This is a genomic window from Mesorhizobium sp. P2_B5 (assembly GCF_056404775.1).
Genome location: NZ_JBFUDJ010000006.1, coordinates 28652 through 41632 on the forward strand (window position 1 = coordinate 28652; position 12981 = coordinate 41632).

A 12981-nucleotide genomic window follows, 5' to 3' on the forward strand; every position below is an offset into this window, starting at 1 on the left:
CCTTGTCCAGTGGCGCGGGCAAAAAACATTAAAAATTGATTGAAATAACGCCGAAGCTGCTGATCTCCCCCCTCGTGGGGAGATTACGCAACTCACGCCAGGGTCCGCTCCACAATATCGCGCAAATCCGCCGAGAGGTTCTCGGCACCGGCGATCGCCAGCAGCGCTTCCCGTGCCTTGGCCTGTCTGCCCGGTTCCAACGAACGCCAGGAGCGAAGCGCCGTCGCCAATCTTGCCGCGACTTGCGGGTTGCGCTTTTCCACCTCGAGTACGGTCTGCGCAAAAAACCGGTAGCCTTCGCCGTCGGCGCGGTGGAAGCCGGTCTGGTTGGCGCTGGAAAATGTGCCGACCAGCGAGCGCACCCGGTTCGGATTGGCCATCGAGAAGGAAGCGTGGCCGATGAGCTCGCGCACCGTGTCCACGGTCCGTGGTCCCGGCACGCTGGCCTGGATCTGGAACCATTTGTCCATGACCAGCGGATCGGCCCCATAGCGCGCCTCGAAGCCGGCCAGCGCCTTGACCGCCTCGGGCGACCCGTCATGGCGATGCGCAAGCACGGTGAGCGCTGCGGCGCGGTCGGTCATGTTGGTCGCGGCTTCGAAATGCCGGGCGGCGAGCGAGGCGCCTCCCGGCAACAGCGAGAGGTAGTCGAGCAGGATATTGCGCAGCGCTCGTCGTCCTGCATTTGCCGCATCGGGGCTGAACCGACCATCGTCGGCAAGGCGGCTGTAAAGATTGGCGAAGGCGTCCTGGTTGGCGCGGGCAATTGCCAGCGCCAGCGTCTCGCGGGCGGCAAAGATGGCGTCGGGATCGATGGTCCTGCCGATGTCGCGGGCAATATCGGCCTCGCCGGGCAGCGAAAGCGCCAGCGCGCGGTAAGCGGGCTCAAGCGTCTCATCGCCGGCGATCTTGCCGGCAAGCCCGGTCAGCCTGGCGCTGAAGGCCGGCTTCGCGCCGCCGAGGATCTGGCGGAAGGCCGCTATCAGTGCATCGGTGAGCAGTGTGTTGAACGCCTGCCAGCGCGCGAACGCGTCGCTGTCGTGGCCGGCGAGGAAGAACTGGTCGTCGGCCTTCTGCTCGACAGAAAGCGTGATCGGCGCCGAAAAGCCGCGGTTGAGCGACACCGCCGGCCGCTCGTCAACGCCGGAGAAGCGCACCATATGACGGCGCTTGCGGATATGGATGACGCCATCCTCGACGGCGGCGCCCTCGACGCCGCCATAGGCGACCGGCTCGCCGCCGGCGCCGACCAGGCCGAAGGCGAGCGGAATGTGCATCAGCCGCTTGCGGCTTTCCGACGGTGTCGGCGGCACCGACTGCTCGATCTCGAGCGTGAACTCGCGCGTGGCCGGGTTGTGCGTCGAACTGACGGTCAGGTTCGGCGTGCCCGCCTGGTGGTACCAGAGCGCGAACTGCGACAGGTCGCGCCCGGAAACGTCCTCGAACACCTTCAGGAAATCCTCGATCGTCGCAGCTTCGCCGTCATGGCGCTCGAAATAGAGGTCCATGCCGGCGCGGAAAGTCTCGGCCCCGAGGATAGTGCGGATCATGCGCACCACTTCCGAGCCCTTTTCGTAGACCGTCGCCGTATAGAAATTGTTGATCTCGCGGTAGCGGCGCGGCCGCACAGGATGCGCCAGCGGTCCCTGGTCCTCGGGGAACTGGTGGGCGCGCAGCGTGCGCACCTCAGCGATGCGCTTGACCGCGCGCGAGCGCTGGTCGGCGGAGAATTCGTGGTCGCGAAAGACCGTCAACCCTTCCTTCAGGCAGAGCTGGAACCAGTCGCGGCAGGTGATCCTATTGCCGGTCCAGTTGTGGAAATATTCATGCGCGATGATCGCCTCGATATTGGCGAAATCGGCATCGGTCGCGGTCTCCCTGTCGGCAAGCACATATTTGTCGTTGAAGATGTTGAGGCCCTTGTTCTCCATGGCGCCCATGTTGAAGTCGGAGACGGCGACGATGTTGAAGACGTCGAGATCGTATTCGCGGCCGAAGGCCTGCTCATCCCATTGCATCGAGCGCTTGAGCGCATCCATGGCGTAGCCGGCAAGCCCCTCCTTGCCCGGCTCTACATAGATGCCGAGCTCGACCTTGCGGCCGGACATCGTGACGAAACTGTCGGCAACCTGGCCGAGATTGCCGGCCACCAGCGCAAACAGATAGGACGGCTTGGGGAAGGGGTCGTGCCATCTGGCATAGTGCCAGCCATCGGCCAGCGCTCCGCTTTCCACCGGGTTGCCGTTGGAGAGCAGCAGCGGCGCCTCGTCCAGCCTTGCCTCGATGCGCACGGTGTAGACCGACAGGATGTCGGGGCGGTCGAGGAAATAGGTGATGCGGCGAAAGCCCTCGGCCTCGCATTGCGTGCAATAGACATTGCTGGAGCGGTAGAGGCCCATCAACGCCTCATTGCTGGCCGGTGCGATCTCGGTCTCGAGCAGCAGCTCGAAGCGGGCCGGCGGCTTCAGAATGGTCAGCTGGTCCGGCGTGGCGAGATAATCCGCCGGCGCGAGCTCGCGGCCGTCGATGGCAATGCGCTTCAGCAGCAGCCCGTCGCCGTCGAGCACCAGCGGCGCCGAGGCGGCGGCGCCATCGCGGCGTTCGATCGTAAGCACGGCGGTAACGCGCGTTGCGTCTGGCAAAAGGCGGAAGGTCAGGCCAGTTTGCGGAATGGAAAAGTCGCTGGGGCGATAGTCTTCGAGCTTGAAGACCTGGCCGGTATCGGTTCGCATTCCCTGGGGTTTCCCTGTCGTTATAGGGGCCGCTGATGTGTCCGCTGGCCCATAAAATCTGAAGTTGCGCGCTCTTTACACGAAACGGCCACTCGACAAAACTGCGCCAATGCCTATTTCACGGCGTTATCCTTCCATCGCGAGGCCTTGATGACCATCGTCACACCGAAGTTCGGCATGCGCGTCTCTGTGCTGCGTCGCGTGACGCGCGTCTCAGCAACGATCCGTGAAGCGGCGGGAGCGTGACTTCAGGGCGGAGAGACGAGGCGGCGGGGAAACTGTCCGATCACCCCGGTCGTGTCCTGACCGGGATCATGCTCAAGATCATGTCGGTGGCGGTCTTTGTCGGTATGCAAACCTGCATCAAGGCGGCTGGCACTCTGCCCGCAGGCCAGATCGTCTTCTTTCGCTCCTTCTTCGCCATCTTCCCGATCATCGTCTTCCTGACCTTGAAGGGGAAACTGGGTACGGCGTTCGCGACCAAGCGACCGCTGAACCACATTGCTCGCGGCGTCGTCGGCGTTAGCGCCATGGGGCTCGGCTTCTTCGCGCTGACCCGGCTGCCGCTGCCGGAAGCGATCACGCTGAACTATGCCCAGCCGCTGCTGGTGGTGGTGTTTTCCTCACTTTTCCTCGGCGAGGCCATTCGCGTTTATCGCTGGAGCGCGGTCGCCGTCGGCCTGGTCGGTGTGCTGATCATCTCGTGGCCGGAACTGACGCTGCTCACTTCGGGCGCCGCGCTCGGCGACCAGGAGGTGCTGGGCGTGGTTGCGGCGCTGGTTTCCGCAGCAATTTCCGCCAACGCCATCCTGCTCGTGCGCAATCTGGTCCAGACCGAACGGACAGCAACCATCGTGCTGTGGTTCTCGGCGACGGCGAGCGTCATGGCGCTGTTTTCACTGCCTTTCGGCTGGCAGGCGCTGACGCCGCTGCAGGCCGGTCTGCTGGTTGCTGCCGGGTTCTGCGGCGGCTTGGCGCAGATCCTGATGACGGCCGCCTACCGCCATGCCGAGGCCTCGGTGGTGGCGCCGTTCGAATACACCTCGATGATCCTCGGTGTCGTCGTCGGTTATTTCGCCTTCGGCGATGTCGCCACCATCAACACGCTGGTCGGCGGCGTGATCGTCGTCGCCGCCGGCATCTTCATCATCTGGCGCGAGCGCCAGCTCGGTCTTGAGCGCACCCGCACCCGAAAAGCGGCGCCGCCACAAGGGTGATGAGAGGCCCGCGCAGGGCAGGGGCTGGCTCAGTTCGCTTCCGCCCGCTCCTTCGCCAGCCTCACCAACACCGCCCTCGTCTCCTCGTCGGCCGGGAAAAAAGACTCGATCGCCAGTTCCGACAGCGTCACGTCGAGCGGGGTGCCGAAGACGGTGATGGTGCTGATGAAGGACAGCACCTGATCACCATGCGCCAGCCGCAGCGGATGGACGATGCCGCTGGGCTCGACCGGCACAGGCCGCGCGCCCTTGAGGCCGGACGGATAGGTTCGCAATTCACGCTCCAGCTCGACCAGAACGGGATCGCCGGCGGCGTCGTTCTGGTGTTTTAGCCGCTCCAGCAGATGCGCCCGCCACTCCCCGAGATTGACGATGCGCGGCGCGATGCCGTTCGGGTGCAGGCTGAGCCGCAGCACATTGACCGGCGGCTGAAGCAGCGACCGCTCGGCAACATCGGTCAGCAATGGGCCGATGGCGGCATTGGCTGAAATCAGGTTCCAGTGCCGGTCGACGGCGAGCGCCGGAAATGGCTCATGCCCCTTGAGAACGGTCTCGACTGCCGCCATTGCCGGCGCCAGCGTCGTGTCGGTGAGCGGCCGTTCGCTGAAGCTCGGTGCGAAACCGGCGGCAAGCAGCAGTTGGTTGCGCTGCCTGAGCGGGATCTCAAGCTGCTCCGCCAGATGCAGCACCATGTCGCGCGAGGGGGCCGCGCGGCCGCTTTCGACGAAGGAGAGATGCCGCTGCGAAATCTCGGCCTCCATGGCGAGATCGAGCTGGCTCATGCGCCGGCGGGTGCGCCATTCGCGGATCAGGCTGCCGGCGGAGGTCTGGGCTGTTGTCATGCGGGATGAGTAGGCCGGGGAGGGGCGTATTTCAATTACCTTGCAGGTTATAGGGGCAATAGCTCCATTGAATATTGGCGAAGGCGGTTGAGCGCCTGATCTCCCCCCTTGAGGGGGAGATGGCCGGTAGGCCAGAAGGGGTCGGTTCGACGGGATGCGACCTTCTTGCGGAAAATGGAAGTTGGCCCTCCACGCGCAACGACCCCCTCTGTCGCCTTCGGCGACATCTCCCCCTCAAGGGGGGAGATTAGCCAGCTGCCAACCCCTTCAGCTTCGCCTTCACCTCGAGAAAATCCCGCCATGCCAGCTTCTTGTGCGCCGGTGTGCGCAGCAGGTAGGCCGGATGCAGAGTCGGCATCGCCGGAATGGCAATGCCGGACGCCGTTGTGTGCACCCGCCAATTGCCGCGCAGCCGCAAAATGCCTTCGCTCGTGTTGAGCAAGGTCTTGGCCGATGGGCCGCCGAGATTGACCAGCACCTTGGGATTGACCAGCTCGATCTGCCGCTCGATGAAGGGGCGGCAGATTTCGGTCTCGTGCGGCGTCGGGGTGCGGTTGCCGGGCGGCCGCCAGGGGATGACGTTGGCGATATAGGCGGAAGTGCGGTCAAGCCCGATCGCCGCCAGCATGCGGTCGAGTAGCCTGCCGGAGCGGCCGACGAAGGGCAAGCCCTCAATGTCCTCGTCGCGGCCGGGCGCCTCGCCGACCAGCATCAGCGATGCCTGCGGATTGCCGTCGGCGAAGACCAGGTTCTTGGCGGTGAATTTGAGGTTGCAGCCGTCGAAGGACGCCATGTGCTGGCGCAACGCGTCGAGCGTCGAGGCGCTTGCCGCCATTTGCCGGGCAAGTGCTGCCTGTGCCTCATCGGGCACGGTCGCGGTGGCCGGCACGGAGCGCGCCGGCGCGTCCGGCACCTGGCTCGCATCCAGCCTGGGGCTGGCTGTTGGTTGTTCCGCTGCCTTGTTTTCACGCGGCGGCGCGGCCGGCGAGGGTGCCCGCTCGGCAGGCCTTGGTGCGGCCTCGGCAAACCGGTTCACCGGCGTGTCTTCCAATGCCTCGTCGACGCCTGCGCTGGCGTAGAATGCCAGAAGGTCGGCAAGGTCGGATCGGTTGTTGGGGGAGGCGGCAGTCATGCCGGGCACATTCGTCCGCCGAGAGACGATTTGCAAGGTTGGGCGGTTAGTAATCTCCCCCCTCGAGGGGGAGATGGCCGGCAGGCCAGAGGGGGTCGCCGCGCGTGGAGCGCTAGCCTCGTCTGTCCGTGAGGGAGAGTGTCGCGTCAGGCGTACCGACCCCCTCTGTCGCCTTTGGCGACATCTCCCCCTCGAGGGGGGAGATTACTCAGCCCGTCGGTATCCGCGGATCCTGTACCAGATAGAACGTCCAGCGCGGCGTATAGTCTGTGATCAGAAATTCGAAGCTTCCCGTCTTCAGTGGGTCGATCTTGCCGTCTTTGAACAGCAGCCGGTCATAGGGTTCGAAATCGCGGTCGAAATCGGCATAGGCGCTCGACAAGATATTATCGGGCGTCTTGTTGCGCTGGTCGAACGACAGGCCGTCGCCGAACACGCTCGGCTGGTTGAGGATCTCCTGCAGCTCGAACTGGAATTCGACCCAGGCCTGGCCGCTGTTGTTGAGCACCTGGATGCGCATGTACAGGACGCCGTTGGCGAATTCACCATTGGTGCTGAACGGCTGGATCGGTTTGGTGGTGCGGATGGTGAGCGTCACCGGCGTCGACGAATTCAGCTCCTCGGAGATGACCAGCGGGTCTTCCTTGGTGCCGAGGCCCGAGGCGCCGGTGATGTGGAAGCCGCCAAGCTCGTCGGAAAAGGAGTAGGCCCCGGTCGCCCACACCTTCACCGGATCGGCATGAGCCTCAACCGGCGCCAGCAGCGAAAGGGCGAGAAGAAGCGCTCGGCGGGTCCGGCCGGGCGGAAGGGGAAAGCGCGTCAATGAAAAGCCGGACGGCGTGCGCATGGGTCGAAGTATGGCCGATAAGCGAGCCGTCGAACATTAAAATATGGGAAGCTCGGTCCGGCTAAGCGCAAAAGGCGTGCAGCATCACCGTTATCCGCGACTTTTTGGCGAAAACGGCATTGTCACGTCAGCGCCGGTTTCCTGTCGCGGATTGATGCGCTATGCAGCGCAAGAGCCAGCAAAATGCCCGGAAACGGTTAGCCAGTGCGGAGGGGTTGATGAGCGAGATCGAACGCGAGAGCATGGAATTCGACGTGGTCATCGTCGGGGCCGGCCCGGCGGGCCTTGCCGCGGCGATCCGTCTCAAGCAGGTCAATCCCGAGCTTTCCGTCGTCGTGCTGGAAAAGGGCGGCGAGGTCGGCGCCCACATATTGTCCGGCGCCGTCGTCGATCCCATCGGCATCGACCGCCTGTTGCCAGGCTGGCGCGACGAAGACGGCCATCCCTTCAAGACGCCGGTCACCGAGGACCATTTCCTGGTGCTCGGCCCTGCCGGCTCGTTCCGCCTGCCCAACATCATGATGCCGCCGCTGATGAACAATCACGGCAACTACATCGTCTCGCTCGGCAATGTCTGCCGCTGGCTGGCTGGCAAGGCCGAAGCGCTGGGCGTCGAAATCTATCCGGGCTTTGCCGCCGCCAGCCTTGTTTACAACGATGCCGGCGCTGTCACCGGCGTCATCACCGGCGACATGGGCGTCGAAAAGGACGGCACGCACGGCCCGGGCTTTGCGCCGGGCATGGCGCTGATGGGCAAATATGTGCTGATCGGCGAAGGCGCGCGCGGCTCGCTCGCCAAGCAGCTGATCGCCAAATACAAGCTGTCCGACGGTCGCGAGCCCGGCAAATACGGCATCGGCCTCAAGGAACTGTGGCAGGTCAAGCCGGAGAACCACCGGCCGGGCCTGGTGCAGCATTCCTTCGGCTGGCCGCTCGATCTGAAGACCGGCGGCGGCTCCTTCCTCTACCATCTGGAAGACAACCAGGTTGCGGTCGGCTTCGTCCTGCATCTCAACTACAAGAACCCCTGGCTGTCGCCATTCGAGGAATTCCAGCGCTTCAAGACCCATCCAGCGATATCGGGCACCTTCGCGGGCGCCAAGCGCATCGGCTATGGCGCGCGCGCCATCACCGAGGGCGGCTGGCAGTCGGTGCCGAAACTGTCCTTCCCCGGCGGCGTACTGATGGGCTGTGCTGCCGGCTTCGTCAACGTGCCGCGCATCAAGGGTTCGCACAATGCGGTGCTGTCCGGCATGCTGGCGGCCGATCATGTCGCGCAAGCCATCAGCGCCGGCCGCGCCAATGACGAATTGGCCTCCTACGAGGCGGCCTGGCGAGCGACCGACATCGGCAAGGACCTGAAGAAGGTGCGCAACGTCAAGCCGCTTTGGTCGCGCTTCGGCACTATTCTCGGCATCGGCCTCGGCGGTCTCGATATGTGGCTGAACACGCTGTTCGGCTTCTCGCCCTTCGGCACGCTGAAGCACGGCAAGGCCGACTATGCCACGCTCGAGCCGGCCGCCAAGCACACGAAGATAGCCTATCCCAAGCCGGATGGCGTGCTGACCTTCGACCGTCTGTCCTCGGTGTTCCTGTCCAACACCAATCACGAGGAAAACGAGCCGGTGCATCTCATCGTCGGCGACATGGCGCTGCAGCAGCGTTCTGAGCACGACGTCTTTGCCGGGCCGTCGACCCGCTATTGCCCGGCCGGTGTCTACGAATGGGTCGACAAGGACGGCAACGCCGCCGCCGATCCGGCCGCAAAGGATGTGCGCTTCGTCATCAACGCGCAGAACTGCGTGCACTGCAAAACCTGCGACATCAAGGATCCGAACCAGAATATCAACTGGGTGCCGCCACAAGGCGGCGAAGGCCCGGTCTACCAGGGCATGTAAGCCGCTGGCCGGGCCGTCTCGACCGCCGCCAACAAAGAATACTGGCGAGGGGCCGGTCTACCAGGGCATGTAAGGCGCCCGGCGCCATTGATTGTTGAAACCGTCATCGGCTTGTGGTCTCATTGCCGTGTCCATGTGGGAGAATGGCATGCGGGTGTTGGTCTTGCTTTGCGTCGCCGTCATAGGCGCGGCCTGCGGCATCGTCGGGACGGCGTCTGCCGGCGTGAGAACCGTCGTCAAGACGCGAACCTACGACATTACCGGCGCCACGGGTGCCGGTCTGGTCATAGCCATGAACCGCAGGGGGCCCAAGCACGGTTTCATGACCCACGCCATCGCGCAGACAAGCTACACCGCGGACTGGAGCCTGGACCTCGGCCAGGTCAACGGCGTCTGCCGCCTGCGCCAGGCCAATGGAACGCTCAACATCACCTACACCTATCCGCGCGTGGCCTCGGCCGTCACGCCGGCGCTGCGCAAACGCTGGAACCGGTTCTTCACCGGCGTTCTCGCTCATGAAGGAACCCATGGCCGTATCGCCGGGCAGATGATGCAGGCCGCGGAGCGGTCGGTTCGCGGCATGAAATTTGCCGACGATCCGCAATGCAATAAGACGCGCGCCGAAGCCCGGCGGCGCCTGGAAGCCACCGCCAAGGTCTATGAAGCGAAACAGATCGCCTTCGACGCGCGCGAGCACAGTGAAGGCGGCCATGTCGAGCGCATCATCGAGGCCCTGGTAGGCTTGTGAAACCTCAAGCCCGTAACGTGCTGATCTAGCCGCGCGTGCCGGGCTGGATCAGCGACACGGTCGCGGTGGTGTCCTCGTCGACCGGCTTGTTCTCGTCGCGCTTCAGCGAAAATTCCACCATCACCGGCAGATGGTCCGAGCCAGTGTCTTCCAGCCGGGTTGACGACAGGATCGTCACCCCGCCCTTCGAGAATACCTGGTCGATCGGCAGACCTGCGTAGCGGCGCAGGAAGTCGGGCAGCGTCCGGTGAATCCAGCTCGGCCCGGCCGACGGCATCACGGTCAGTCCGCCGAGCGAGGCGACGCGCCGCACCGCAGCGCTCCACGGCACGGCGTTGCAGTCGCCGGCCATGATCGCCGTCTCGCCCAGCGAGGTGAGCGTCTTGGTCAACTCGCCAATCTGCCAGTATTGCTCCTTCGGCCACGGCCAGCTCAGATGGATCGCCGCGACATCGACGCCGATGCCGCCGAAGTCGACCGTGGCGGTGGCCATCGCGCCGCGCGGTTCGCAGTATGGTTCGGTACCGACGGCGAACGGCCGCCTGGACAACAGCGCCACGCCGAACACGCCGTTGGGATAGGCGCACAGGATGCGATAGGGATAGGCGCTGCTGATATAGCCGAGCTCGGTTGCCCACATCGCCGATACTTCGTCGAGCGTGATCACGTCGGGGTTGGTCCGGCCGATCAGCGAAAGAACCTTCTTGGGCGTCGGATTGTTGAAGCGCAGGTTCATCTGCAGCAGCCGATAGACCGTCTCATTGCCAGGCTCGGCGTCACCGGCGGCCTGCACCGGCCACAGCCGCGGCAAGGTGCTCAACGTGCTGGCGAAGGCGGCTATGGCCAAGAGCAGGCCCACACCCGCCTGCAGGCGAAACGAGGTGGCAAGCAGCGGCAGCGCAATCAGGGCCATCAGCACGGCAAAATGGATGCGGAAATGGGCGAAGGAATCGAAGGCCGGATGCAGTGTGCCAAGGAACCCAGCTACAAGCGCGGCCGAGAGGCCGAGCATTGCCAGGAACGCCATCGAAGCCATCATGTTTCGCACGCGTGCCATCAGACCGGGTTTTGCATTGCCCAAAGTGTCGGGCCGAGGGTGTCAGGCCTGTTATCGGCGCAAATGCGGCCCAATCAAGATGACGAAACGCCTCGCGGCCAACATATACGGGAGCCAGTCTACTGGAAGGCCGTCTCCGAAAAGCTTCTCAGCTTGCGCGAATGCAGCCGTTCCATCGGCATTTCCGCCAGCTTCTCCATCGCCTTGATGCCGATGGTCAGATGCTGCGCCACTTGCCGCTTGTAGAATTCAGTCGCCATGCCGGGCAGCTTCAGCTCGCCATGCAGCGGCTTGTCCGAGACACACAGCAGCGTGCCGTAGGGAACGCGGAAGCGGAAGCCATTTGCAGCGATGGTTGCCGATTCCATGTCGAGCGCGATGGCGCGTGACTGCGACAGCCGTTGCACCGGTCCGCGCTGGTCGCGCAACTCCCAATTGCGGTTGTCGATAGTGGCGACGGTGCCGGTGCGCATGATGCGCTTGAGATCGTAGCCGGAAAGCCCGGTGACTTCGGCGACCGCCTCCTGCAGCGCCACCTGGATCTCGGCCAGCGGCGGGATCGGCACCCACACCGGCAGGTCGTCGTCCAGCACATGGTCCTCCCTGACATAGGCATGCGCCAGCACATAGTCGCCCAGCGCCTGCGTGTTGCGCAGGCCGGCGCAATGGCCGAGCATCAGCCAGGCATGTGGCCTGAGCACCGCGATATGGTCGGTGATCGTCTTGGCGTTGGACGGGCCGACGCCGATGTTGACCATGGTGATGCCGCCATGGTTCGGCTTCTTCAAATGATAGGCCGGCATCTGCGGCAGGCGCGGCGCCGCCACGCCTTCGCTGGGCGCACTCTGCCCGGCCTTGGTGACGACATTGCCTGGCTCGACGAATTCGGTATAGCCGTGGCCGCCTTCCGCCATCTGGGTCCGGGCGCGGGCGACGAATTCATCGATGTAGAACTGGTAGTTGGTGAACAGCACGAAGTTCTGGAAATGCTGCGGGCTGGTCGCCGTGTAATGCGTCATGCGGTGCAGCGAATAGTCGATGCGCTGCGCCGTGAATGGCGCGAGCGGCCTCGGTTCGCCGAACGCCACTTCGAATGTGCCATTGGCGATCTGGTCGTCGGTGCCGTCGAGATCCGGAACGTCGAACAGGTCGCGGATCGGCCGCTTGATGCGCTCGGCGGCGGCGCCGTCGACATGCGTGCCTTCTAGGAAGGCGAAATGCAGCGGGATCGGCGTGGTCGATTCCGAAACCGTCACCGGCACGCCATGATTGCGCATGATCAGCCGAAGCTGCTCGACGAGATAGGTTTCGAACAGCGCCGGCTGAGTGATGGTGGTCGAGAAATGCCCCGGCGTCGGCATGTGGCCATACGCCTGGCGCGAGTCGATCTGGGTGAATGAATTGGTGGTGACGCCGATCTCCGGGTAGAAGGCGCGGTAGCGCTTGCTCTCGTCGCCGCCGGCGGCAAGTGCCGCAAAGGAATCACGCAGGAATTTGGTGTTGCGGTCGTAGAGCCCCTGCAACGCGGCCACGGCCTTTTTGGCGTCGTCGAAGCTCTTCTTGCCGAAAGGCTCCGGCATGACCACCGATTCGATAGCTTGTGGGTAGATTCGCTTTTCCATGTCTCAATATAGAGACTTAGAAGAACACTTGGGAGGGGGAGGGTAGCCACCAAGACGGCCAAGGCGAAGATTTATTCCACCACGTTTCAAGGTGTGTTGAGATTCAGGTCAGGGCGAGTCGAAAAAGGGGGATCCGAGAACCGGCCTACGCCGTCCGTAGCCTTCATAGAGCGGAGGCACTTATGAGGGCTTCGGCCGGCGAAGGCCGGAGCGGAGCGTACTTAGCGTACGCGAGCACTGGAAGCGCACGGGACCGCCATCCGCAGGCCGGCCTCACCTGAATATCAGCGCACCTACCCGCGCTGCAGGCTGACCAGCAAGACAAAGCCAACGCCATGCTTCTTCGTCGCCGGCGCGTCGATCGTCGTGTCGGCGCCGCCCCGCATCATCGGCATGGCCAGAACCGGCGCCGACAGCACGATCAGAACGAGCGCCGCCCGCGGCAAAAGCCGGAGGGTCTGGAGGGCGTTGAGGACTATGCGGTTCATGGCTTTGGCTTTTCTGTTTGGATCTACGTCTTTGTCGCCTCAGGGGCGAAAATGGTTCATGCAATCGAACTGGCAGCTGCTGGAACTGGCTGCATCCCAGGAGCGGGACGGCCGGCCGGCTTCGGCCACGAGAATGGCGAAGAACATGCCGAACAGGCTCATCAACAGGCAGACGATGGTGAAGCGGCGAGCGAGCATTTGCGTGGTGTCTCCTTGAACACGCCATCAAAATGCCCCGATGCGACTGAACCGGCTCTGATGCCGGCGTTCATCTGCGGTTCAAAGTGATTGACGATGTTTTAGGGAGAGCACCGGCTCGGCTAAGAGGCCGCGAGGTGCCGATGCGGGTATGTCGTGGACCGTCCTGGAAAAGAAAACGGGGCTTGTGAAGGCCCCGT

11 protein-coding genes are annotated in these 12981 nt (G+C 63.9%); 3 read left to right on the plus strand and 8 right to left on the minus strand.

The genetic code is table 11. The features are described from left to right. Positions 1-92 precede the first annotated feature (92 nt). Positions 93-2732: an aminopeptidase N gene (pepN, locus tag AC1D1N_RS20095; protein WP_477350563.1), complete on the minus strand. Its 2640-nt coding sequence runs from the start codon at positions 2730-2732 to the stop codon at positions 93-95. Between the two features lie 314 nt (positions 2733-3046). On the opposite strand from pepN, the gene AC1D1N_RS20100 reads away from it, so the two are divergent. After that, a complete protein-coding gene (locus AC1D1N_RS20100) occupies positions 3047-3949 on the plus strand; it encodes a DMT family transporter (RefSeq protein WP_436259021.1) in 903 nt (300 codons plus the stop codon). A gap of 29 nt (positions 3950-3978) precedes the next feature. Here the strand turns inward: AC1D1N_RS20100 and AC1D1N_RS20105 are convergent, their stop codons facing one another. From AC1D1N_RS20105 to AC1D1N_RS20115, 3 genes are all read right to left on the minus strand, one after another. Continuing rightward, complete coding sequence (locus AC1D1N_RS20105; protein ID WP_477350565.1) at positions 3979-4791, minus strand: helix-turn-helix domain-containing protein; 813 nt, start codon at positions 4789-4791, stop codon at positions 3979-3981. 247 nt (positions 4792-5038) lie between these two features. After that, positions 5039-5923, minus strand: a complete 885-nt coding sequence (locus AC1D1N_RS20110) for a uracil-DNA glycosylase (RefSeq protein ID WP_436259023.1) — start codon at positions 5921-5923, stop codon at positions 5039-5041. A 208-nt stretch (positions 5924-6131) separates the two neighbouring features. Beyond that, complete coding sequence (locus tag AC1D1N_RS20115; RefSeq protein ID WP_436259024.1) at positions 6132-6770, minus strand: hypothetical protein; 639 nt, start codon at positions 6768-6770, stop codon at positions 6132-6134. A 218-nt stretch (positions 6771-6988) separates the two neighbouring features. On the opposite strand from AC1D1N_RS20115, the gene AC1D1N_RS20120 reads away from it, so the two are divergent. Further along, positions 6989-8668, plus strand: a complete 1680-nt coding sequence (locus AC1D1N_RS20120; protein WP_477350568.1) for an electron transfer flavoprotein-ubiquinone oxidoreductase — start codon at positions 6989-6991, stop codon at positions 8666-8668. Between the two features lie 148 nt (positions 8669-8816). Continuing rightward, positions 8817-9416, plus strand: coding sequence for a DUF922 domain-containing protein (locus AC1D1N_RS20125; protein ID WP_477350570.1), 600 nt, complete (start codon positions 8817-8819; stop codon positions 9414-9416). 25 nt (positions 9417-9441) lie between these two features. On the opposite strand, the gene AC1D1N_RS20130 is transcribed toward AC1D1N_RS20125, so the two are convergent. The 4 genes from AC1D1N_RS20130 to AC1D1N_RS20145 form a co-directional block, all read right to left on the minus strand. Next, a complete protein-coding gene (locus tag AC1D1N_RS20130; RefSeq protein ID WP_477350910.1) occupies positions 9442-10455 on the minus strand; it encodes an endonuclease/exonuclease/phosphatase family protein in 1014 nt (337 codons plus the stop codon). A gap of 137 nt (positions 10456-10592) precedes the next feature. Beyond that, positions 10593-12053, minus strand: coding sequence for an AMP nucleosidase (locus AC1D1N_RS20135; RefSeq protein ID WP_246691215.1), 1461 nt, complete (start codon positions 12051-12053; stop codon positions 10593-10595). 335 nt (positions 12054-12388) lie between these two features. Further along, entirely contained in the window at positions 12389-12583 is a 195-nt protein-coding gene (locus AC1D1N_RS20140) for a hypothetical protein (protein ID WP_436259028.1), read from the minus strand. A gap of 39 nt (positions 12584-12622) precedes the next feature. Beyond that, positions 12623-12781 carry a hypothetical protein gene (locus AC1D1N_RS20145; protein WP_352559352.1) on the minus strand — a complete coding sequence of 53 codons (159 nt, stop codon included), beginning with the start codon at positions 12779-12781 and terminating at the stop codon, positions 12623-12625. Positions 12782-12981 lie beyond the last annotated feature (200 nt).